This is a genomic window from Hyphomicrobium zavarzinii ATCC 27496 (genome assembly GCF_000383415.1).
GTDB classification, from domain to species: Bacteria; Pseudomonadota; Alphaproteobacteria; order Rhizobiales; family Hyphomicrobiaceae; genus Hyphomicrobium_C; species Hyphomicrobium_C zavarzinii.
On sequence record NZ_KB911257.1, the window covers coordinates 315,909 to 337,887 of the forward strand.

The following is a 21,979-nucleotide window of genomic DNA, read 5'->3' on the forward strand; positions in this document are numbered from 1 at the left end:
GCAGGGACAGTACTTGCCTGTTTCCCGTGATCAAGCTTTTACGCCAGCCCCGATGGCAGCGGGAGCGGTTGGATCAAGCGGCCAGCGGGGCCTCGCCGCAAAATCAAGCCCATCCACCCAGCCGCGCGCCAAGCGCTCCGCGCCTGCCCAGGCGATCATGGCGCCGTTGTCCGTGCAGAGGGCGGGCGGCGGGACTGAGAGCGCAAAACCCCGCTCGGCAGCCAGCCGCGCGAGGGCAGCGCCGATCTTCCGGTTGGCCGCCACGCCTCCGGCCACCGTGAGGCGGCGCGGGCGATCCGGGCCGAAGGCGCCTTCGGCCATGTCCATGGCGCGGCCGACGCGGTCGGCCACGATGTCGCAAACGGCGGCCTCGAAGGCGGCGCACAGGTCCGACACGTCGCGATCGGTCAGAGGAGCGGCCGCCTCGGCGCGCTGGCGTACCGCGGTCTTGAGGCCGGCGAGCGAAAAATGCGGCTCGGGGCGCCCAATCATCGGGCGGGGCAAGGGAAAACGTTTAGGATCTCCGTCGCGGGCGGCCTTCTCGACCTCAGGGCCGCCGGGATAGCCGAGCCCCAGAAGCTTGGCGGTCTTGTCGAAGGCCTCGCCGACGGCGTCGTCGATGGTGGTGCCCAGGCGGCGATAACGGCCGACATCCTCGACCAGCAGCGTCTGCGTGTGCCCGCCCGAGACCAGCAGCATGAGGTAAGGGGGGGCGATGCCGTCGGTGAGCCCCACGGTGAGCGCGTGGGCCTCCAGATGATTGATGGCGAGAAAGGGCCGGCCGCTCGCCAGTGCCAGCGCCTTGCCGGTCACGAGCCCCACCACGAGGCCGCCGTTCAGACCAGGACCGGCGGTCGCGGCGATGCCCGACAGATCCCCCAGCCCGAGACCGGCTTCCGCAAGCGCGGCCTTCACCAAGCTGTCCAGGCATTCCACGTGGGCGCGGGCCGCGATCTCCGGCACGACGCCGCCATAGGGCCGATGCTCGGCGAGCTGGGAGCGGACGACGTTGGAGAGGATGCGGCCGCCCCCCTGCTCGTCGCGGACGACCACGGAGGCCGCCGTCTCGTCGCAACTCGTCTCAATGCCGAGAACCACGAGGCGGCCCGGCGACGGTGTCGTTTCCCTGACTTCGGCCGGCACGTTCTCGTCCCGTTTGCGTTCGACCCGCCGGGCGGGCATTAATGGCGCCGCCTGCCGACGGTCCATCCTAGACCGTCGCCCCTAGCATCCGGAGCCCAAGACTTGCAAGCTCGCACCTATCGTATCGGTACACGTGGATCGCCGCTCGCTCTCGCCCAGGCGCACGAGGTGCGCGGGCGTCTCATGGCGGCACACCGGCTGCCCGAGGACGCCTTCGAGATCCGGACCTACAAAACCACCGGTGACATCATCGTGGACCGTCCGCTCGCGGAGTTCGGCGGCAAGGGGCTCTTCACGAAGGAGCTTCAGGAGGCGCTGCTTTCCGACGAGATCGACTTCGCCGTGCATTCCATGAAGGACATGCAGACGCAGCTTCCTGACGGGCTTGGCATCGCCGCCGTGCTGCCGCGCGAGGACGTGCGGGATGCGTTCCTCTCCCTCAAGTATGCTTCCCTCGACGCTCTTCCCCACGGCGCCGTCGTCGGAACGTCTAGCCTGAGGCGGCAGGCGCAGGTGCAGCGGGTGCGGCCCGACCTCAAGGTGGTGGCCTTCCGTGGCAACGTACAGACACGGCTGCGCAAGCTCGCGGAAGGCGTGGCGGATGCGACCCTTCTCGCCTGCGCGGGCCTGAAGCGGCTCGGTCTTGCCGACCGCATCACGTCCGAAATCCCCGTGGACCACATCCTTCCTGCGGTCGCGCAAGGCGCCATCGCCATCGAGATGCGCAGCGACAATGCCGAGATCGGCCAGATCCTTGCGCCGCTCAACGACGAGACGACGGCGATCCGCGTCACGGCCGAGCGCGCATTCCTGCGCCGCCTCGAAGGCTCCTGCCGCACGCCCATCGCGGGCCTCGCCGAGCTTCGGGGCGACCGCCTCTCGTTCCGCGGCATGACGTTCTCGCTCGACGGGTCGGAGTGCTTCTCGACCGCCATCGAAGGACCGGCGGGAGACGCGGCGGCGCTCGGCATCGCCGCGGCCGATACCCTCCTGAAGCAGGGCGCGCACGCCCACGTCAACCGGGCTCCCTGATGCGTCTCCTCATCACAAGACCTGAAGCGGGGCCGGAAGGCGATCCGCTCGCGGCCGCGCTCACAGCGATGGGGCATGCGGTCGTGCAGGCGCCGATGCTGTCCGTCAGCTACACCGACACCGTCCCGAACCTCGCGGGCGCGCAGGCCCTCATCGCGACCAGCCGCAACGGCCTCAAGGCCTTCATCCGGCGGGGACTTCCGAGCGAGGCCGTACTCGCGCTGCCACTACTTGCGGTCGGTCCGGCGACGGCCGCGTTCGGCCGGGAGATCGGCTTTCGGACCGTCGTCGAAGGCGCGGGCACGGGGCGGGAGTTGCTGGCGCAGATCAAATCCGACATCGACCCCGCGGCCGGCGTTCTGGTGCATCTCTCGGGCGAAACCCTGGCCGTGGATCTCAAGGGCGCCCTCGAAGCCGCGGGTTTTCAGGTGCGCCGCGAGATCGTTTACCAAACTCACGCCGCGAGCGGTTTTCCCGACGAGGTCACGGCTAAACTCCGGGCCGGTCTTCTGGACGGCGTCGTTCTCATGTCGCCCAGAACGGCCAAGGTCTATGCCGGGCTGATCACCGAACTCGGGCTTGCGGATTCGGTGCGCCGCCTGGTGCACTTCTGTCTGTCGGACGCGGTGGGCCGTGCGCTCGCAAGACTGGAGCCCGTCAATTTCGCAGTCGCTCGATCGCCCAATTCGCAAGAAATGCTTGCTCTCATCGCCCACGAGGCGTCAGAATCTTTCTAGGTCCCACCTCGTCCCCCCTCGAGGTCCGACCCCAAAGCCCCTGGAGACCCTGCTCCCATGACCGATAAGCCCGATCCCGCGAAGGATGCTGGCCGGACCGACAATCCTGGCGCGAAGCGTCCACACGCGACGCTGGACCTCAAGGCGACGGAGGTGAAGGCGCCCGCATCGCCCGCGCCGGCAACCGGCAGCAGCGGCACCGCCTCGTCCGCTTCCGCAACGCCGGCCGCGTCATCGTCTTCGTCCAGCACGGCATCTGCTGCCAGCCCGTCGTCGCCGGGATCGTCGTCAACGTCCACGGCGAAGCCGTCTTCCGGGACGAGCACTACGGACGCCTCGGCGAAGGCTGCTCCGGGCGCCGCGTCCAAAGCCGCACCTGCGGCCGCCAAGCCCGAAACAAAAGCGAGCGGCGGCGGTGGCGGCTTCTTCTCCCACCTCGCGGCGGGCCTCATCGGCGGCGGCCTCGTCTACGCGGGCGCGGCCGTGCTTCAGCCGGGCTGGCTTCCGAACTCCTCCAGCGAAGCGGTGTCGCAGCTCTCCTCGCGGATCGCGGCGCTCGAATCCGCTCCCAAGGAAAGCCCCGCGCTCGCCGCCAAGATCAGCGAGGCCGAAGGCCGCCTCGCCAAGCTCGACCAGATCGAGCAGAGCGTGACGCAACTTCGCGACGCGCAAGGCACGCTCGCAGCCGAAACCAAATCGCTCAAGGATGCCGCCGAGAGCGGCGCCGCCAACGGCGGTACCGAGCGCGTCGCCAAGCTCGAGGAGCAGCTCGCGCTGATCGCCTCCGGCGCACCGGCCTCGGACGGACGCATCCCGCAGCTCGCAGCCCTCGCCGGCAAGATCTCGGACGTCGAATCCTCGCTTTCGGCTCAACTCGCCGAGCTGCGAAAGAGCCTGCCGGCCGAGGTCGATGCGCGCATTACCGCGACACAGGAAGCGAGCGAGGCGGCGAAGGCTGCAACCTCGCGCCTCGACCGCGAGGTCGCTCAGCTTCGCACCGATCAGGCACGCAGCGCACAGCGTGACGAAGCCACCAAAGCCGACACCGAACGTCTCTCCGCGGCCGTCGAGGCCGTGAAGGAGGAAGCGGGCAAACTCTCCAGCACGATCGGCGAGCTTCGCGCCTCGATCGAAACGCAGATCAAAGCGCTCGCCCGGCCGGCCGACGTCTCGGCTGCCGTGAGCCCGGTTGCGAGCAAGCTCGCCGAGCTCGAGCACAACGTTCAGAGCGTCGTGAAGAGCGAAGCGACCCGCAAAGAGAACGCGGAGCGCATCGTGCTCTCGCTCGAGCTTTCGAACCTCAAGCGCGCGCTCGACCGCGGGCAGGGGCAGGGCTACACCGCCGAGCTCGAGGAGGTGCGCAAGGTTTCCGGAGGCCAGCTCGACCTCAGCGCCCTCGATCGCTTCAAGGATACGGGCGTCGCGACGGTGGCGGAGCTGAAGGCGAGCTTCCGTCCGGTCATGAACGCGGTGATCGATGCGGATCTCGAGCCGGCGGACGGCTCGGTCATCGACCGGCTGCTCGCGGGCGCCAAGTCCGTGGTCCGGGTTCGCCGCGTGAGCCACGATGCGGAGGACACCAGCGCGGAAGCGGTGGTGTCGCGTATCGAGACCGCCCTCAACGAGGGACGGCTCGGCGACGTGATCGCGCTCGCCAAGACGCTTCCACAGAGAGCGCAGGCGCCTATCGAAGACTGGCTGACCAAGGTGGCGGCGCGCAACTCCGTGGACGAGGCGATCGCGGCCGTCGACGAGAAGCTCAAGGCCTCGCTTTCCGGCACGGCTGAAGCGGCACCCGCCGCGCCGGCCCCCGTACAGAATTGAGAGGAACGGAGCGATGACGCGTCTCGTCCTTTTCCTCCTCGGCGTGATCGCGCTGGCCTCCGGGCTCGCGTGGCTTGCCGACCGTCCCGGCTCGCTGCTGATCACGTGGCAGGGCTATGAGATCGAAACCAGCGTATTCCGCGCCGTCGTGATCTTCGCGGCGCTGGTCGGCTTCGCGGTTCTGGTGTGGACCATCCTCACGCAGATCTGGTCGAGCCCGGCGGCGCTCAGCCATTTCCTCACGCGCCGTCGTCAGCGCCGCGGTCTCGACGCGCTGTCGAGCGGCATGATCGCGATCGGCGCGGGCGACCGCTCGATGGCCACGCGCTACGCTCTGCAGGCACGGAAATCGCTGCCGAACGAGCCGTTGACACATCTTCTGCGCGCGCAGGCCGCGCAGCTTTCCGGCGACAAGGCCACCGCGCGTCGCATTTTCGAAGCGATGCTCGGCTCTCCCGACACGGAGCAACTGGGATTGCGCGGGCTGTTCCTCGAAGCCGGGCGTGAAGGCGAGCGCGAGGCGCAGCGGCAGTTCGCGGAGCGGGCGCTGGCGCTCAATCCGAAGCTCTCGTGGCCGGTGGAAGCGTTGTTCGACCTGCAGTGTCAGGCCGGTGACTGGGCGGGAGCCTTGCAGACACTCGCGCTCGGGCGCCGTCACGGACAACTCGAGCGGCCAATCGCGGATCGCCGCCGGGCCGTGCTGCTCACGGCTCAGGCGCAGGCACTCGAGGAGGAGGATGCCGAGAAGGCGCTGACGCTCGCGCTCGAAGCGCACGGCCTCGCCCCGTCTCTCATTCCGGCGGCCGGCATCGCGGGACGCCTGCTCGCCGCACGCGGAAACACGGCGCGGGCCGCCAAGGTCATCCAGAAGACGTGGGCCAAGTCTCCCCATCCCGAGCTTGCGACCGCCTATGCTTACGCGCGCATCGGCGACAGCCCCCGCGACCGCCTCGACCGCGTGAAGCAACTCTTCATGCTCAATCCGCACTCCATCGAAAGCTCGATCGCCGTGGCGGTCGCGGCCATCGAGGCCCACGACTACGCGGAAGCGCGGCGCATGCTGCAGCCGTTCATGGAGACCGGCCTTACGCGCCGGGTCGCCGCGCTCCTGGCGCGCATCGAGGCTGAAGAAAGCGGTGACAAGGGACGGGCACGCGAGTGGCTGGCCCGTGCCGTGACCGCGCCCCGCGACGCGGCTTGGACCGCCGACGGCGTCACCTCGGACCGCTGGGCTCCGACCTCTCCGGTAACCGGCGCGCTCGATGCATTCGAGTGGCGCGTTCCGGTGGAGGAGCCGAACGGTGGCGAGGAGCGGATCCTCGGCGCGGATCTCACCGAGTTCATCGCTTCGGGCGAGCCCGAGACGGTGATCGCGAAGGCCGAGCCGGTCGCAGCGGCGCCGAAGGACGTTACGCCGTCCGACGCCGTGCCCGAGGAGCCCAAGACAGCACCGCCGGCCGCCAAGACGGCACCCACTGACAAGGGTGGCGCACCCGCGGTGGCGGCGGATGCTCCGAAGAAGTCGCCTCCCCAGGCTGCCGACAAAAACGGAGATGCGTCCAGCCGCACGGATCGCTCGCGGATCTTTACGTCGCCTCATGCGCCGGATGACCCGGGGCTCGAACCCGAAGAAGGCGAACCGCCGCGTTCGGCAGCCGGATAGCTCCCGGCAGGCTCGCAGTCCCACCATCCGGCCCCCAAAGCGCTCGCTCGGGGTGATGCAAGCTCAGGCAATCCCACGGGCTGCTTAGACGATAGGCAGCCCGCGGCGGGTGTATTGCTGCCCTGATTGGAATCAAATCCGGTCGGCTCGGGATGTATGAGAAATGCTCTGATATAAGTTCGACCAAGGGGGAAGTTGTCGCGTTCACCCCCATTGCCCATAATGACGCCAGAACAATAACCAGTTCCGGGAGGAATTAACGATGTCGGACAAGGCGTATCCTGTTACGCCCGAGTGGGCGAGCCGTGCGTGGCTCGACGAGGCCAAGTACAAGGCGCAGTACGAGCGCTCCGTGAAGGACCCGGATGGCTTCTGGGGCGAGAATGGCCGCCGCATCGATTGGGTGAAGCCCTACACCAAGGTCAAGAACACAACCTTTTCGCCCGACAACGTCTCGATCAAGTGGTTCGAGGACGGCACGCTCAACGTTTCCGCCAACTGCATCGACCGGCACCTGGCCACGCGCGGCGACCAGATCGCGATCATCTGGGAAGGCGACGATCCCACCGAAGACCAGACCATCACCTACCGCCAGCTTCACGAGCGTGTCTCGAAGCTTGCGAACGTGCTCAAGGCGCATGGCGTCAAGAAGGGCGATCGCGTCACCATCTACCTGCCGATGATACCGGAAGCTGCCTACGCGATGCTCGCGTCGGCGCGCATCGGCGCCATTCACTCGGTGGTGTTCGCAGGCTTCTCCCCGGATAGCCTCGCGGGACGCATCGAGGATGCGGGCTCTAAGTTCATCATCACGGCCGACGAAGGCCTGCGCGGCGGCAAGCCGGTGCCGCTGAAGAAGAACACAGACGAGGCGCTCAAGAAGTGCGCGAAGGGTGACGAGAAGGTGCTCGTCGTGCGCCGCACAGGCAACGCGGTCGCCTGGACCGAAGGGCGCGATCTTTGGTTCCATGACGAAGTCACCAAGGTGTCGGCCGACTGCCCGCCCGTCGAGGTCGAGGCCGAGCATCCGCTGTTCATCCTCTACACCTCCGGCTCCACCGGAAAGCCCAAGGGCGTGGTGCACACCTCAGGCGGCTACCTGCTGTTTGCGTCCATGACGCACCAGTACGTATTCGATTACCATCCCGGCGACATTTACTGGTGCACCGCCGACGTGGGTTGGGTGACCGGCCACAGCTACATCCTGTACGGACCGCTCGCAAACGGCGCGACCACGGTGATGTTCGAGGGCGTGCCGACCTATCCGACGCCGTCGCGCTTCTGGGACGTTGTCGACAAGTGGAAGGTCAACACCTTCTACACGGCACCGACTGCGATCCGCTCTCTCATGGGCGCGGGCGACGATTTGGTGAAGCGCTCGGACCGCTCGTCTCTCCGCCTGCTCGGCAGCGTCGGCGAGCCGATCAATCCCGAAGCTTGGGAGTGGTACTACCGTGTGGTCGGCGAGCAGCGCTGCCCCATCGTGGACACCTGGTGGCAGACCGAGACCGGCGGCATCCTGATCACGCCGCTGCCCGGCGCCATTGCGCAGAAGCCCGGCTCGGCCACGCTTCCGTTCTTCGGCGTGCAGCCGGCGCTGGTCGACGACAAGGGCGCCGTGCTCCAAGGCGCGGCGCAGGGCAATCTCGTCATTCTCGATAGCTGGCCCGGCCAGGCGCGCACCCTGTTCGGAGATCACGACCGCTTCGTACAGACCTACTTCAGCACCTATCCCGGCACGTACTTCACCGGCGACGGATGCCGGCGCGACGAGGACGGCTACTACTGGATCACCGGCCGCGTGGACGACGTAATCAACGTCTCGGGACACCGCATGGGCACGGCGGAAGTGGAAAGCGCGCTCGTGTGCCATCCCAAGGTCGCGGAAGCGGCCGTGGTCGGCTACCCGCACGACCTCAAGGGCCAGGGCATCTACTGCTACGTGACACTCAATGTGGGCGAGCACCCCTCGGAGGAGCTGCGCAAGGAGCTCGTGCAGCACGTGCGCCGCGAGATCGGGCCGATCGCCTCTCCCGACGTGGTACAGTTCGCGCCGGGCTTGCCCAAGACGCGCTCGGGCAAGATCATGCGCCGCATTCTGCGCAAGATCGCCGAGGACGAATTCGGTAGCCTCGGCGATACGTCGACGCTGGCCGATCCGTCCGTGGTCGACGACCTGATCACGAACCGGCAGAACCGCAAGGCGGGCTGAGCCGGGTTACTTCAGCTTTCACGCTTTACACGTCTTTACGCGCCAGACCCTCCGGTCTGGCGCGTAATTGTTTCTGATGCCTGGTCTCTCATTCCTCGCGGCGGTGAAGGCTCGGAGCATGCCTGAGATGCGTCTGGATCCAGGCCTTCGCCGGGATGACGGTGTGGGGTTGGCGGGGCGCTATCGCAACTCCGTCACACCTGCGGATGCCGGTATCTCGACACGGACACGTGCGCCGGATCTCGAGGCGTTCGCTACGCCTCGCCTCTTGGCGCCGGATGCACTATTGCGCGCGCTCAAGTAAGCCCGCGCTTCTTCAGCAGCCCTTCGATCTCCGGCGGGCGGCCGCGGAATGCGACGTAGGCGTCGAGTGCATCCTGCCGGTTTCCGGCCGCGTAGATATTGGCCTTGAGCTTGTTCGCGGTTTTGCGGTCGTAGATGTTGCCTGCCTCCTTGAAGGCCGCGAAGGCGTCCGCGTCCATCACCTCAGACCACAGGTAGCTGTAGTAGCCCGCCGCATAGCCGCCGATGATGTGCTGGAAATGCGGGATACGATGGCGCGGTACGATCTCGGCCGGCATGCCGATGCGCGCCAGGATCTCGCTTTCGAAGGCGTCGACGTCGAGCCCCTTCGTGTCCTTCAGCGAATGCAGCTCGAGATCGAGCAAGGTGGAGGCCGTGTACTCGACCGTCTGGAAGCCCTGGTTGAACGTGCGTGCGGCCTCGAGCTGCTTCAGGATTCGCTCGGGCATCGGCTTGCCTGTCTTGGCATGGAGAGCGAAACGCTTCAGCACCTCTGGCTCGGACAGCCAGTGCTCGTAAAGCTGCGAGGGCAGCTCCACGAAATCGTGCAGCACGTTGGTCATGGCGAGCGAAGGATAGGTCACATCCGACAGCAGGCCATGCAGCCCGTGCCCCAGCTCGTGGAACAGGGTGCGCGCATCGTCGAAGGAGAGCAGCGCCGGCGTGCCGGGCGCGCCGCGGGCGACGCTCATCACGTTGACGACGATGGGGCGCACGCTGCCCGTCAGCTTGTGCTGGCCACGATAAGACGACATCCAGGCGCCCGAACGCTTCGAAGGCCGCGCATAGTAGTCGCCGTAGAAGAGACCCACGTGCTCGCCCGCCTTGGTCTTCACCTCCCACGCACGCACGTCCTCATGATAGACGGGCACGTCGGTGCGCTCCTCGAACACGAGGCCGAACAGCTTGCCCGCGGTATCGAAGGCAGCGGCGAGCACGTTCTCCAAGACCAGATAGGAGCGGACCTCGGCCTCATCGAGATCGTAGCGGGCCTTGCGCTCCTTCTCGGCGTAGTAGCGCCAGTCCCAGGCCGCGATCTTGAAGTTGCCGCCTTCGGACCGCGCGCGCTTTTCGAGCGCGGCCTTCTCCTCGCGGGCCCGTCGAAGGGCAGGGGGCCACACCTTGTCGAGGAGGGCGCGGACGCTGGCCGGTGTCTTGGCCATCGTGTCGTCCAGCACGTAGGCCGCGAACGTCTCGTAGCCGAGGAGATGGGCCAGCTCGCTGCGAAGCTCCATCATCCGGACGACGATGGCGCGGTTGTCGGTCTTGCCGCCAAGCTCGCCGCGCTTGATCCAAGCTTTCCAGGCTTCCTCGCGCAGATCCCGGCGCGCAGAGAACTGAAGGAACGGCTCAACGCTGGAGCGAGCCAGCGTGATGGCGTAGCTGCCGGGCTTGCCGAGCGAGACGGCAGCCTGGGCCGCAGCGTCGCGCACGGAGCCGGGAAGACCATCGAGATCGCGGTCACCGTCCAGAAACAGATGCCAGGCCTGCTCATCCGCGAGCACGTTCTGATTGAAGGACGTGCCCAGCGTGGCAAGCTCGGTGTTGATCTCGGCGATGCGCTTGCGTGCCTTCGCGCCAAGCTTCGCGCCGGCACGGACGAAGCTCTTGTACGTGCGCTCCAGCAGGCGCAGGCCCTCGGCATCGAGGCCGAGATCGTCGCGACGCTCATAGAGGTCGGCGATGCGAAGAAACAGGCGACGGTCGAGCATCATCGCGCTCTGGTGTTTGGCGAGGCGCGGAGAGAGTTCACGCTCGATCGCCTGAAGCGCCGCGTTGGTGTCGGCGCTCGTGAGATTGAAGAAGACGTCGGCGACCTTGGTGAGCAACACGCCGCTCTTTTCGAGCGCCACGATGGTGTTCGCAAAGGTGGGCTTGGCTGCACGTCCCGCTATCTCGGCCAGCTCCTTCTTGTGCTCCTTCAGGGCGGCATCGAAAGCGGGGCGGAAGTGGCGCGGCTCGATCGAAGCGAACGGCGGCGCCTTGAATGGCGTGCGCCAGGGCTTGAGCAGCGGGTTCTGCGCCGCTTTGTCCGCGTTCTTCTTCGGGCCGGCTGCCTTTGCCATGATCCAAATCCTTCTTTCGTGAAGTCCGAGCCCCGGATCGATAGCGGATTGCGGGGCCCCGCGCAAAGACGTGCGTCAATTGATGGCGCGCTTCACGCAAATGGGATCGGGGCCGGCTTGAAGCCGGCCCGTCAGCCCGGGACGAGAGGAGGATTGGAGGAGGGGAGTTGTCCGCCCGGCTGCCGGACACAGACCAGACCGGGGGCTCGGAGGTCCGATCCGCCGAGGCAACCGGGCGGGGGTCAACATCGGAAAGTCTGGATGCGATTGTGGGCGCGCGCAGGGCGCAAACGCGACGTCAATCTGACGTCACGGAGGAATTTCTGTGCGGGAGGGAAAAAAGAAAAATGGCCCGGTCCAGGGAGATTGGCCTCGGATTGGGGGCTTGGGGGCAGTAAATCCGAGACGGAGATGGACCGGGCCGGGACGCTGTTGTTTCCCACTCTACGCATCAATGAGACTTGGCGAAGGACGCTTTGTGGCAGCGATGTGAAATGTTGGCGCGGACCGTCTTGAAAAATTTCGGACCCGTGCGATCATACCTTCTGATCAAAGGGAGGCGCCCTTGAGCGAATCCGACCCCATACGTTTCCGCCCGCGTGAGCCGGGCCTCTATGCGCATAGCCAAGCTCATCGCAGCTTATCGTCCTCATCCCCTTCCCGAAGCAGCTCGCCCGTCGTTGCGTTCAATCGTGCCGAGCTGGATGCGATCCTGGCCGTGTACGCGCGCAAGGTGGCGGCTGGCGAGTGGCGCGACTATGCCCTCGACATGGGGCGCGAGAAGGCTGTGTTCGCCATCTTCCAGCGGACCTCCGAGTATCCTTTGCTCCAGGTGGAGAAATGTCCGCGGCTCGCCCGCCGGCAAGGCGCCTACAGCGTGGTGCTGAGGAGCGGCGTGATCCTGAAGAGAGGGCATGAGCTTCAGCGCGTGCTCTCGGTCTGCGAGACCCTCAAGCTCGGGCGTTGACGCACTCGCCCGTTCGGCCCGCCCCGTCAGGCCGGTCTCGACAAACAGAAAGGGCCCCGCCGGATGGCGAGGCCCTTTCCATTTGCAGGGTGGTGTTCCGGGGCTTGTGCTTACTCGCGGTTACCCATGAGCGACAGCAGGTTGACGAACAGGCCCACGAAGTCCTGGTAGAGCGAGAGCGCGCCGAAGATCGAGGCCTTGGCGGCGGCTTCCGCATTGCCGGCCACCTCGAAGTAGGTGTCCTTGATGCGCTGCGTGTCGTAAGCGGTGAAGCCCGCGAAGACGAGAACGCCGATCACGGAGATCGCGAAGCTCATCGCGCTCGACTGCGTGAAGATGTTCACGATGCTGGCGATGATGACGCCGATCAGGCCCATGAACAGGAACGAACCCCAGCCGGAGATGTCCCGCTTCGTCGTGTAGCCCCAGACGCTCAGGCTCGCGAAGGTAGCGGCCGAGATGAAGAACACGTTGGCGATCGACGTGCTGGTGAAGACCAGCAGGATCGACGAGAGGGACGCGCCGACGAGGGCGGCGTAGATCCAGAACGACGTCTGGGCTGCGCCGACGCTCATGGCGTGAGCGCGGAACGAGAAGAAGAATACGAATGCGAGGGGCGCAAGGAACAGCACCCACTTCAGCGGGCTGGTGTAGATGGCCACGCCGAAAGAGGTGAGACCCATGCCGTTACGCAGGGTCGCGGCCGCAGCGGACGGATCGTTCGTGACCGCAAGCGAGAACACGAGGTATGCGACGATACCGGTGAGCGCAACGCCGGCCGCCATATAGTTGTAGACGCCCAGCATGTATGAACGCAGACCTTCGTCGACGTCGGCCCGGCCGACCGTCGTCGGTTGCGTATATCTGCTGTCAAACTGTGCCATCGTGATGGAGTCCCCTTAAAGACTTCTAGCGCAAACTCGATTTGCCTACGGCATATTGGAACCGTGCCACCCGCTTTCAAGAGTTGATGGCGGCACTCTCAATTTGCCGTACAATTGGGTCCATTCATAAGGCAATTCGGCTGGAATGTTAATCTTGAGTGATCGAGAAAATACCTAGGTATCGCGACATCCGGTCGAAGTTAAATCTACGCAATTATTGCGATCTCAGCGTTTGAGCGGGCTTGGCCCGCAGCACCGCCCAGGTGCCGAACGCCCCGAAGGCCAGCACCAAACCGACCGCTACAGCCAGCGCCTTCAGCACAGCGTCCAGGCTGAAACTGAAGGGGATTTTCATGACCTCCTGAACGGCGATCCAGGCGGCGAAGGCGCCGAGGCCTACCGCGAACAGCGCGGCGACGACGGCCAGCAGCAGATATTCGACAGCGTGCGAGACGAGCACCCGGCGGCGGGTTGCACCCAGCACCTTCAGCACCACGGCTTCCAACACGCGCCGGCGCTGCGCGGTGGCGAGTGCACCTGCCAGCACCAACGCACCGGCGATCAGTGTCACGGCGCCGGCGACGCGCACGGCCACCATCACCTTCTCCAGAATGGCGGTTGCTGCATTGAGCGCGTCCTTGACGCGAATGACGGTGACCGCCGGGAACGCCTTGCCGACCGCCCTGCCGAGCTGGGCTTCGGTTGCGACAGGCGTGCCCGGCGGGAGGCTGACAGTGGCCAGCAGATTGTGGGGGGCTCCCTTGAGGGCGTTGGGCGAAAACACCATGACGAAATTGAGCGTGAGGCTTTCCCATTTCACCTCACGCAGGTTGGCGATGCGGGCCGTGAGATTCCGTCCCAGCACGTTGACCGTGACCTGATCCCCGATGCCGATACCGAGGTGACGCGCGAGGTCGCGTTCGAAGGAGACCAAGGGCTCTCCGTCATAGTCCGCGGGCCACCATTCGCCGTCCACGAGGCTCGATCCCTCGGGAAGCGTGGCGGAGTAGGTGAGGCCGCGGTCGCCGTTCAGCACCCATTGCGCTTCGGGAGGCAGCTTGAACTCCTCCGCCTTGATGCCCTTCATCTCGACGAGGCGGCCTCTGAGCATCGGCGCTTCCACGAGATGCGCGCCGGGCGCCTCCTGCTCGACGAGGCGGGAGAGATCCTCCGAGCTCGTCTTCGGCACATCCAGCAGGAAATAGCTCGGGGCCTTCTGGGGCAGGCGACTGGTCAGCTCGTTGACAAGCGAAGCGTCCGCAAGGGCGACGGCGACCAGCAGCGAGAGACCCGAGCCAAGGGATACCACCACCGACCGAGTGAGACCGCCGGGCGCGCCGATGTTTCCGATGGCAAGCGCCAGCTCAGGCCATTTGGGCCGCGGCACGCGGCGCGCAAGCCAGGTCACCAGGCTTCCGAGCGCGGTGAACACAGCAAACACGAGCACCAGCGCGCCGCAGAAATAGAGCGCGATGCGCGTCGATTCCGCCATCATCAGCACGAAGCCGAGCAGCAAGGCCGCGATGAGCACCGTGAGCGCGATGATCTGCGGGCGCGGCCACACGGCCTCGGGCGCGACCTCGTCTCGAAAGAGAACGCTCGGCTTGATCAGCTCCGCGCGACCGAGCGGCCAGAGCGTGAACAGCAGCGCGACGAGCACGCCGTAGACCGCGCTCGCGACGATGCTTGCGGCCGAGTAGGCGACCTCGGCCTTGATCGGCAGTTGATCGCCATAGAGCGAAACGAGCAGGCGCGGCGCGGTGAGGCCTACTGCGAGACCCACCGCGACGCCGATCAGGGCGATGGCGAGAACCTGAACCAGGAAAATCAGCAGCACCGTGCGGCTGGTGGCGCCTACCGTCTTCATGGTGGCGATGACATTGCGGCGACGCTCGATGAAGGTGGCGACGGCGCTCGCGATGCCGACGCCGCCGACCAGCAGGGCGGCGAGCCCAAGGAATGTGAGGAACTGGCGCAGACGGTCGAGCGTGCGCGTAACCTGGGGAGAGGGATCGCGCCTATCTCCGATGACGAACCCCGATTGCGCGAGCTCCGATTTCGCCATGGTGCGGAACGCGCCGACATCCTGAGGCGCGCCACCTTGCTCAGACGGAAGCTTCAGCGCATAGCGCCAGCGCACGAGCGTACCGGGCTGGACGAGCCCGGTCTTGGCGAGGGTCACGTGCGAGACAAAGACGCGCGGTCCGTAGGTGAGCCGATCAGCCACGGCATCGGGCTCGTTCACGAGGGTTGCGCGCACGACGACCTCGGCATCGCCAACCCGCATCCTGTCGCCGACCTCGAGGCCGAGCTGGGAGAGCAGCACCGGGTCTGCGACTGCGCCATTCTCGGCATTCAGAGCCTCCGCGAAGGCCGACCCGTTTACCTCAACCTCGCCCGCGAGCGGATAGGCCGCATCCACCGCCTTGAGTTCGACCAGGGCCTGCTCGTTGCCGTCCAGGCTCCGCGCCATGGTGCGGAGCGTCGCGGTTTCGCTCATGCGGCCGCGCGCCTCGAACCAGGCGCGCTCGGCATCGGTGGCCCGCGCGTGCATCCGCGCGAACGTCACGTCACCGCCGAGAATTATCTCGCCCTGGCGCTCGAAGCCGTCACGCAACGCATCCGACAGCGTGCTCACGGTCGCGATCACGGCCACGCCGAGTGCGACGCACGCCATGAAGATGTAGAAGCCGCTGAGGCCGGCGCGCAGCTCACGGAGGGCTATCCCGAGCATGCGTCCCGTCGACAGACGGGAGGCTGGCCGCGAAGAGCCGGAGGCGATCGCCGTCGACGTCATGCGGCCACCACGGCTTGCTCGTCGGCCACGATGCGTCCGTCCGCCATGCGGATCGTTCGCTCGCACTCCTTGGCCAGCCGCTCGTCATGGGTGACGAGGACGAGCGTCGCGTCGCTCCTGCGCTTCAGGCCGAACAGCAGATCGACGACCTGCCGGCCAGTCTTGCCGTCGAGGTTGCCGGTCGGCTCGTCGGCGAGGAGAAGCTTGGGCTCGGGCGCCAGTGCGCGGGCGAGGGCGACACGCTGCTGCTCGCCGCCGGAAAGCTGCGCCGGGAAATGATCGAGACGCGCGGCGAGGCCCACTTCCGAAAGAAGGGCGCGGGCCTTCTCGCGTGCTTCCGCCACGCCTGCGAACTCGAGTGGCAACGCCACGTTCTCGAGCGCGGTCATGGTGGGAATCAAATGAAACGACTGAAAAACGATGCCGATGTCCTCGCCGCGGGCGAGCGCGAGCTGATCCTCGCCCAGGGCATTGAAATCGCGGCCCGCAACCTGCACATCCCCTCGTGTGGCGCGTTCGAGGCCCGCGAGAATCATGAGAAGCGAGGTTTTTCCCGACCCCGACGGCCCGACGATGGCAACGGATTGTCCCTCGGTAATGTCGAGGGTTATGCCCTTCAGGATCTCGACGACGCCGGCGCGGCTTTCGAGGTTGAGCCGGACGTCGGTAAGGCGGATGATCGGCTGGGGCACGTGTCGGGGCTCCATGAAGTTCGGAATTTTGTCTCACATCCGTGCGATGTGGGCGCATCATCTGCCCGTTCTAGCTCGAACTACGCAATCGGCGGGCAGCGAGACGAGACAGATACGAGTGTCGAGGCGAGGTGAGGCAAAAAAATGAAGGCAAAGCAAAGTGCTTCGACAGTCTGGCGTCACATGGTGAGGACGATGGCGCTCGTCAACCTCTGGCTTGCCGCCGGATTGGGCGGCGCATTGGCTGCCGATGAGGCAGCACCCATTCGGATCGTGGCATTCGGCGACAGCCTCACCGCCGGATACATGCTGAAACCGTCCGAGGCCTTCCCCGCACAGCTCGGCGAGGCACTAAAGACGAAGGGCTACCCGGTCGACGTCACGAACGCTGGGGTTTCGGGTGACACGACGGCGGGCGGCCTCGAACGCTTCGACTGGGCGGTTCCCGAGGGGACGGACGCGGTGATCCTGGAACTCGGCGCCAACGACGCGCTACGCGGCGTCGATCCGGATATCACGCGGGCCAATCTCGATGAGATCCTGAAGCGGCTCTCCGCGCGCAATATCGACGTGCTGGTCACCGGCATGCTGGCGCCGAAGAACTGGGGCAAGGAGTACGAGGCGCGCTTCGCCACGATCTACAGCGATCTGGCGAGCAAGCATGGGGCACTGCTCTATCCCTTCTTCCTCGACGGCGTTGCGCTCGATGCCAAGCTCAACCTGCAAGACGGACTGCATCCCACCGGCGAGGGCGTCGGCGAGATCACCAAGCGCATTCTGCCGAAGGTGGAAGAGCTGATCACACGGGTACGCGAACGCCGCGTCTCGGTCTCGAAATCCTGATCCACCGGACTCTCAATTACCGGACACCGCCATGCCCCGCCTCTTCACCGGCCTCGAGCTGCCGCCCGCGCTCTCGGACCAACTTGCGGACTTCGCGACACCCCTTGCGGGGGCGCGCTGGATCGAGCCCGAGGACATGCACATCACGTTGCGGTTCGCAGGCGACGTCGACAACCTCACCGCAGCCGAGTTTCATGCCGCGCTGTCCGCCATCGACGAGCCGGCGTTCGAGATACGGCTTTCGGGTTTCGGCGCCTTCGGCGGGCAGCAGCCGCGAACGCTTTGGGCGGGCATTGAGGACAATCCCTGGCTCGACGCACTGGCGCGTGCCAACGAGCGTGCCGCTCGAAGCGCGGGCTTGCCGCCCGAGAAGCACAGCTTCAAACCGCACGTGACGCTGGCGCGGCTCAAGGGCACGCGGCCGGAAGCCGTGGCGCGCGTGCTGGAGCAGCTCGGCGCTTATCGCAGCGTGCCGTTCTCTGTGGAGCGGTTCGTGCTGTTCTCCTCGCGGCCCAAGGTGGGCGGCGGGCCTTACGTGGTGGAAGACGCTTTCACACTGCGCGGAGCCGACTACGAGAGCCAATGGGCGGGCGAGATGTGAGGCACCCGGCGCTTCGCTGGCATCACCATGCAAAGAGCCCGCGTCCGGCGGGCTTCGGGGCGGCCACGCGGCGTTGCGCACGCAGCGGGCCTTGAGCGCGACGGGCTCGCGTCTTGGCCATCACGGGGGGCGCGGCCTGCTCGTCATTCGGGAACGCCGATGCCACCGGCGGCGGGCTCATTGTCGCCGAGGTGAGGGCGACGCGCGTTTCCGTCTGCATCGCTACCGGCTCGATCGCGGGAGCCATGGCAATGCCGTGCGGTTCGGGCTCGATGGCGGTCTCGACCAAGCGGCCGGGACGCGACGGCTCGTTCTCGATCTCCGCGAGCAGCGTTTCGAGCGCGGGTGGCGGGGAAGTCAGTCCTGCGAGGCGCGATTTTCTCAAGGCCTCGGCCGCCGCGTAGCTGGCGTGCCGCGCCTGTGTCTCTCCTGACCAGGGGGATGCCTGGCACCCGCAGCCGTTCTTCAGCGATTTGCGATAGGCGAAGGCGTTCTCGAGCTGCCCATATGCGCGGCCTCTCAGGTCGGTCATGGCGGCAATGTCCTCGCTGCCGCGTGGCAGCGTGAACAGGCGGGCCTCCGACCGGCAGCTCGACGCACAGGCGGCCGCGTCCTGGGCCACCTGGGTCTGATCGGCCACCTCGCTCACGGGCCAATAGTATCCGTCACACATCCGCACGCAGACGGTCCGCACGTTCGACAGGGCCGCGGACGCCGTGGGCTCGTTCGCCTGAAGCCAGGGCGAATAGGCGCGCACGGGGCTGTAGGCCCGATTGAGGTTTCGAAGTGAGGGCGTGGGGCGCGCGAGGATCGAGGCTTCGAGTGGGGACGCATCGCTCCTCCCACTGAAGACTTTATCGAAAAGGGATGGGCCGGCTGCCTCCGTCTCCGCGCTGCTCAGCGCGCAAAATCCGGCCAGAACCCCCACGAACGCAACCGCACACCGCATTTCACACACGGGGGCCTTGCAGGCCACCCCTCTACGCACACCCGACTTCGGGAAGCATGGACGAAGAGGGCAAATTTTTGCTGAACGCCGGTTCCGTTTTATGCGCGAACGCTATCCATGAACGAAGGATTACCGCTGGACGAGCACCACACGGTTCTCGGAAAGGCGGATCGGGGCCGGACGCACCGCGACGCGTGCCTTGCGCGTCGCTGCGAGAGCGGCACCGCTGCGCAGCGAGCGGGTCATCGACGGCGTGGTGCGCATCGCGACGACGCGGCGCGCCTCCTTCTCGCGGGACGCCCGGACCACAGGCGTGCGGACCGCAGCGGCTTTGCGCGTGGCGCCTTGCTGCGCCATCTCGACGGAAGCCCGCGCGCCTGCCGCGCTCATGGCGACGAGATCGGCGCCGGTGCGGGCCCGCGTGCGTTTTTCCTCGTCGGTCACGATGGAGGCGAGCCACTCCCGCTCGATCTTCTCAGCCGGATTTTCATGCGCGGCCCCTTGCTCCAACGCATAGAGGCGGTGGCGGTGGGCGGACGCATCCGTCCAGGGGCTCGCACTGCACGTGCAGGCCGAGTCGTAGGAGACGCGATACTGGAACGCGGTCGCGAGCTGCTCGTAGGGCATGCCGTCGAGGCCAGTCATGGTCTCGGGCGCGCCATCCTTGTTCTTGTAGACGAAGAGCTTTGCGGGCGAGGAGCAGCTTGCGCGGCACGTCGCCTCGTCGCGGCCGAACTCGCCCGGCTGGGCCGCGGCGCTGATGGGATAATAGTAGCCGTCGCACAGACGGACGCAAAGCGTGCGGTAACCCGCTTCGAGATTGCGCTGCTTGGGGCGCTGGCTCATACAGCCGCTGCCGTTCTTGCCGCAGCCCGAGCCTGCACGCTTCGCGGTCTTGCGGATTGCGGCGGGCTGAACCTTGGCCTTGCCGCGCTGCTCCTCCGGGCGAGCGTAGGTGCCGGAAATGAGATCTGCGAGGCTGTCGCCGGAGCCCAGCACCTCCGAATGCAGAGAGGCGGGACGCTTCTCCCCTGTGGAGGCGGCGACGGTGACAAAGGCCAACAGGCCGGCGAGACACAGAAAACGGACAAACAACACGGGCGGGCCTGACCAAGTGAACGCGGAAACGGCGCTCCGCCACGATCCGGCGGAGCCTTAATTCTGGCTTAACGGATTAGCCCATCCCTCGCAAACACAACTTCGCCAACATGTTGAACAGGCAGGCTTCCGAGGTAGATGAACGTTAACGGCGCCACGGAATGCGCGCGAACGGGGCTCGTTTGGTTTATAGAGCGGGAGGGATGCCGATTGCGGGCGCGCGCTTCGCAACCGGCCGGGCAATTGGGGGGCCGACCGTGCAGGAGACCGCTGAGACCACGGGGCCGCGCGCCGCGGCACCACGCCGGGCGCTCGTTTCCTGGGTGCTGTTCGATTGGGCGGCTCAACCCTATTACACGCTGGTGCTCACCTTCCTGTTCGCGCCCTACTTCGCGAACGTGGTGGCGGCCAATCCGGCCGAGGGTCAGGCGCTCTGGGGCTACGCGGCCGCAACGGCCGGCGTGCTCATCGCGTTGGGCAGCCCGTTCCTCGGCGCCGTAGCTGACGGCGGCGGGCGCCGAAAGCCCTGGATCGCGGCTTTCTCGATCCTGTTCGTGGCAGGCCTCGCCACTCTCTGGAACGCCGTTCCCGGAGCGGACAGCTCGACGGTGTTTCTCATTCTCGCCGCCTTCGTCGTGGCGACGGCCATGGCTGAGTTCACGACCGTCTTCACCAACTCTATGATGCCGAGCCTGGTGCCTCCCGATCAGCTCGGCCGGCTTTCGGGCACGGGATGGGCGGTCGGTTATGCGGGCGGGCTCGTCAGCCTCGCGATCATGGCCGGGCTGATCGTGGCCGAGCCTACGAGCGGGCGGACACTGCTGGGGCTCGAGCCGGTCTTGACGCTCGACACGGCCACCCGCGAAGGCGACCGGCTGGTGGGGCCGTTCTCCGCGATCTGGTACGCGCTCTTCATGATCCCGTTCTTCCTGTTCGTGCCCGACAGCAAGCGCCCCCCTGGCACGGCCAGCAGCCGTCCGCCACTCGCCGAGCTGTTCGCCACGATCCGCGCGCTGCCCTCGAACCGCGACATGCTGCTCTTCCTCATCGCGCGCATGCTGTACACAGACGGGCTCGCGGCGATTTTCGCCTTCGGCGGCATCTACGGCGCTGCGGTGTTCGGATGGGGTGCGCTCGAGCTTGGCCTGTTCGGCATCGTGCTGACCCTCACCGGCGTGTTCGGCGCGCTGATCGGAGGCGTTCTGGACGATCGTATCGGCTCGAAGGCCGTGATCATCGGCTCGCTTCTGCTGCTGCTCGTCGGCGCGTTGGGCATCCTTTCGGTCGATGCGACGCACGTTCTCTACGTCAACGAGGTGACGGCCAAGCTCCCCGGATCGAAGCCGTTCTCGTCTTCCGGAGAATTGGTGTTCCTCGCCTTCGCGGTGCTGGTCGGCCTGGTCGCCGCTCCGGTTCAGGCGGCAAGCCGCGCCTTGCTCGCGCGCCTCGCGCCGCCCGACAAGATCACGCAGTATTTCGGCCTGTTCGCGTTCTCCGGGAAGGTCACCGCGTTCATGGCTCCGCTGATGGTCGCGGCAGTGACGCAGGCGACCGGCGACCAGCGCATCGGCATGGCTTCGATCGCGGTGTTCCTGATCGCGGGCCTGCTGCTGATGATCCCGGTGCGAAGCGTCAGGAGCCAGAACCCTTAGCGCCGGATTCGTTTCGCTTCGAGACCATGAACCAGGACGGCCCCATCTGCGGATCGTGCCAGACGCGCTGCCATCGAAAGCCCGCCTTCTCATAGGCTCGCACGGCGCGCTCGTTCTTGACGGAGGGAAACACGCAGACGGCAACCGCGAGCGTTGTGGCGAACACCTCGTCGCGCAGCATGGCGAGCGCAACCTGCCCCACGCCCTTGCCGCGATGCTCCTCCGCCGCAACGAAGAGATCGAGATCCCAGGTGCCGGGCTCCAGATCCTCCGGAAGATTGTCGCCCCACAAGGTGGCATCGACGGCGTGGGCATAGCCCACCGGTTCGCCGTCCGCCTCGATCACGCGGCAGATCGCATGGTCCGAGGCCAGCGCCATGTTGACCTCGGCCTCCGTGGCCGAGACCGGCCCCCACCACTCCTGAATGTCCGGCCGCCCCAGCCAACGGCGGATGAGGCCGAAGTCGGCGCGTGTCGCCGGTCTCAAGGTTATGCGAGGCGCATCCGTCAAATCGA

18 protein-coding genes are annotated in these 21,979 nt (G+C 66.4%); 10 read left to right on the plus strand and 8 right to left on the minus strand.

Annotated elements, in window-relative coordinates; translation table 11 throughout:
• Positions 1-30: 30 nt before the first annotated feature.
• Positions 31-1,182, minus strand: coding sequence for a tRNA (adenosine(37)-N6)-threonylcarbamoyltransferase complex transferase subunit TsaD (tsaD, locus tag F812_RS23345; protein WP_020085726.1), 1,152 nt, complete (start codon positions 1,180-1,182; stop codon positions 31-33).
• A 63-nt stretch (positions 1,183-1,245) separates the two neighbouring features.
• Here tsaD and hemC point away from each other — a divergent pair, with 63 nt between their 5' ends.
• The 6 genes from hemC to F812_RS26495 all read left to right on the plus strand — a co-directional run bounded on the left by hemC (position 1,246) and on the right by F812_RS26495 (position 8,915).
• Positions 1,246-2,175: a hydroxymethylbilane synthase gene (gene hemC, locus F812_RS0109440; protein WP_020085727.1), complete on the plus strand. Its 930-nt coding sequence runs from the start codon at positions 1,246-1,248 to the stop codon at positions 2,173-2,175.
• Complete coding sequence (locus F812_RS0109445; RefSeq protein ID WP_020085728.1) at positions 2,175-2,912, plus strand: uroporphyrinogen-III synthase; 738 nt, start codon at positions 2,175-2,177, stop codon at positions 2,910-2,912. Before hemC ends, F812_RS0109445 begins: the two co-directional genes overlap by 1 nt.
• Positions 2,913-2,969: 57 nt before the next feature.
• Positions 2,970-4,736, plus strand: coding sequence for a COG4223 family protein (locus F812_RS0109450; protein WP_020085729.1), 1,767 nt, complete (start codon positions 2,970-2,972; stop codon positions 4,734-4,736).
• A 13-nt stretch (positions 4,737-4,749) separates the two neighbouring features.
• Complete coding sequence (locus F812_RS0109455; protein ID WP_020085730.1) at positions 4,750-6,399, plus strand: heme biosynthesis protein HemY; 1,650 nt, start codon at positions 4,750-4,752, stop codon at positions 6,397-6,399.
• A gap of 262 nt (positions 6,400-6,661) precedes the next feature.
• On the plus strand, positions 6,662-8,611 hold the full coding sequence (gene acs / locus F812_RS0109460) for an acetate--CoA ligase (protein WP_020085731.1): 1,950 nt from the start codon (positions 6,662-6,664) through the stop codon (positions 8,609-8,611).
• 127 nt (positions 8,612-8,738) lie between these two features.
• Complete coding sequence (locus F812_RS26495; protein WP_156827346.1) at positions 8,739-8,915, plus strand: hypothetical protein; 177 nt, start codon at positions 8,739-8,741, stop codon at positions 8,913-8,915.
• On the opposite strand, the gene F812_RS0109465 is transcribed toward F812_RS26495, so the two are convergent.
• Positions 8,908-10,980 carry a M3 family metallopeptidase gene (locus F812_RS0109465; protein ID WP_020085732.1) on the minus strand — a complete coding sequence of 691 codons (2,073 nt, stop codon included), beginning with the start codon at positions 10,978-10,980 and terminating at the stop codon, positions 8,908-8,910. The genes F812_RS26495 and F812_RS0109465 overlap by 8 nt on opposite strands.
• Positions 10,981-11,545: 565 nt before the next feature.
• On the opposite strand from F812_RS0109465, the gene F812_RS0109470 reads away from it, so the two are divergent.
• Positions 11,546-11,947 (plus strand): DUF2794 domain-containing protein, encoded by a 402-nt coding sequence (locus F812_RS0109470; RefSeq protein ID WP_020085733.1) that lies wholly within the window; start codon positions 11,546-11,548, stop codon positions 11,945-11,947.
• A 110-nt stretch (positions 11,948-12,057) separates the two neighbouring features.
• Here the strand turns inward: F812_RS0109470 and F812_RS0109475 are convergent, their stop codons facing one another.
• The 3 genes from F812_RS0109475 to F812_RS0109485 form a co-directional block, all read right to left on the minus strand.
• Positions 12,058-12,831, minus strand: coding sequence for a Bax inhibitor-1/YccA family protein (locus tag F812_RS0109475; RefSeq protein WP_026867987.1), 774 nt, complete (start codon positions 12,829-12,831; stop codon positions 12,058-12,060).
• A gap of 214 nt (positions 12,832-13,045) precedes the next feature.
• Positions 13,046-15,628 carry an ABC transporter permease gene (locus tag F812_RS0109480; RefSeq protein ID WP_020085735.1) on the minus strand — a complete coding sequence of 861 codons (2,583 nt, stop codon included), beginning with the start codon at positions 15,626-15,628 and terminating at the stop codon, positions 13,046-13,048.
• Complete coding sequence (locus F812_RS0109485; RefSeq protein WP_020085736.1) at positions 15,625-16,335, minus strand: ABC transporter ATP-binding protein; 711 nt, start codon at positions 16,333-16,335, stop codon at positions 15,625-15,627. Before F812_RS0109485 ends, F812_RS0109480 begins: the two co-directional genes overlap by 4 nt.
• Before the next feature lie 180 nt (positions 16,336-16,515).
• Between F812_RS0109485 and F812_RS0109490 the strand changes: the two genes are divergently transcribed.
• On the plus strand, positions 16,516-17,163 hold the full coding sequence (locus F812_RS0109490; RefSeq protein WP_020085737.1) for an arylesterase: 648 nt from the start codon (positions 16,516-16,518) through the stop codon (positions 17,161-17,163).
• A gap of 31 nt (positions 17,164-17,194) precedes the next feature.
• Positions 17,195-17,764 (plus strand): RNA 2',3'-cyclic phosphodiesterase, encoded by a 570-nt coding sequence (gene thpR / locus F812_RS0109495; RefSeq protein WP_020085738.1) that lies wholly within the window; start codon positions 17,195-17,197, stop codon positions 17,762-17,764.
• A 22-nt stretch (positions 17,765-17,786) separates the two neighbouring features.
• On the opposite strand, the gene F812_RS0109500 is transcribed toward thpR, so the two are convergent.
• Positions 17,787-18,713 (minus strand): DUF2865 domain-containing protein, encoded by a 927-nt coding sequence (locus F812_RS0109500; protein WP_083929142.1) that lies wholly within the window; start codon positions 18,711-18,713, stop codon positions 17,787-17,789.
• Between the two features lie 129 nt (positions 18,714-18,842).
• Entirely contained in the window at positions 18,843-19,775 is a 933-nt protein-coding gene (locus F812_RS0109505) for a DUF2865 domain-containing protein (RefSeq protein ID WP_156827347.1), read from the minus strand.
• 239 nt (positions 19,776-20,014) lie between these two features.
• Here F812_RS0109505 and F812_RS0109510 point away from each other — a divergent pair, with 239 nt between their 5' ends.
• A complete protein-coding gene (locus F812_RS0109510) occupies positions 20,015-21,463 on the plus strand; it encodes an MFS transporter (protein ID WP_020085740.1) in 1,449 nt (482 codons plus the stop codon).
• Here F812_RS0109510 and F812_RS25420 read toward each other — a convergent pair.
• Positions 21,444-21,974: a GNAT family N-acetyltransferase gene (locus tag F812_RS25420; RefSeq protein WP_198011168.1), complete on the minus strand. Its 531-nt coding sequence runs from the start codon at positions 21,972-21,974 to the stop codon at positions 21,444-21,446. The genes F812_RS0109510 and F812_RS25420 overlap by 20 nt on opposite strands.
• Positions 21,975-21,979 lie beyond the last annotated feature (5 nt).

Excerpts from the sequence above, each read along its gene's own strand:
- tsaD (WP_020085726.1), bottom strand. The coding sequence starts at position 1,182 with ATGCCCGCCCGGCGGGTCGAACGCAAACGGGACGAGAACGTGCCGGCC.
- F812_RS0109445 (WP_020085728.1), top strand. The coding sequence starts at position 2,175 with ATGCGTCTCCTCATCACAAGACCTGAAGCGGGGCCGGAAGGCGATCCG.
- F812_RS0109450 (WP_020085729.1), top strand. The coding sequence starts at position 2,970 with ATGACCGATAAGCCCGATCCCGCGAAGGATGCTGGCCGGACCGACAAT.
- F812_RS0109455 (WP_020085730.1), top strand. The coding sequence starts at position 4,750 with ATGACGCGTCTCGTCCTTTTCCTCCTCGGCGTGATCGCGCTGGCCTCC.
- acs (WP_020085731.1), top strand. The coding sequence starts at position 6,662 with ATGTCGGACAAGGCGTATCCTGTTACGCCCGAGTGGGCGAGCCGTGCG.
- F812_RS26495 (WP_156827346.1), top strand. The coding sequence starts at position 8,739 with ATGCGTCTGGATCCAGGCCTTCGCCGGGATGACGGTGTGGGGTTGGCG.
- F812_RS0109465 (WP_020085732.1), bottom strand. The coding sequence starts at position 10,980 with ATGGCAAAGGCAGCCGGCCCGAAGAAGAACGCGGACAAAGCGGCGCAG.
- F812_RS0109475 (WP_026867987.1), bottom strand. The coding sequence starts at position 12,831 with ATGGCACAGTTTGACAGCAGATATACGCAACCGACGACGGTCGGCCGG.
- F812_RS0109480 (WP_020085735.1), bottom strand. The coding sequence starts at position 15,628 with ATGACGTCGACGGCGATCGCCTCCGGCTCTTCGCGGCCAGCCTCCCGT.
- F812_RS0109485 (WP_020085736.1), bottom strand. The coding sequence starts at position 16,335 with ATGGAGCCCCGACACGTGCCCCAGCCGATCATCCGCCTTACCGACGTC.
- F812_RS0109490 (WP_020085737.1), top strand. The coding sequence starts at position 16,516 with ATGGCGCTCGTCAACCTCTGGCTTGCCGCCGGATTGGGCGGCGCATTG.
- thpR (WP_020085738.1), top strand. The coding sequence starts at position 17,195 with ATGCCCCGCCTCTTCACCGGCCTCGAGCTGCCGCCCGCGCTCTCGGAC.
- F812_RS0109500 (WP_083929142.1), bottom strand. The coding sequence starts at position 18,713 with ATGCGGTGTGCGGTTGCGTTCGTGGGGGTTCTGGCCGGATTTTGCGCG.
- F812_RS0109510 (WP_020085740.1), top strand. The coding sequence starts at position 20,015 with ATGCCGATTGCGGGCGCGCGCTTCGCAACCGGCCGGGCAATTGGGGGG.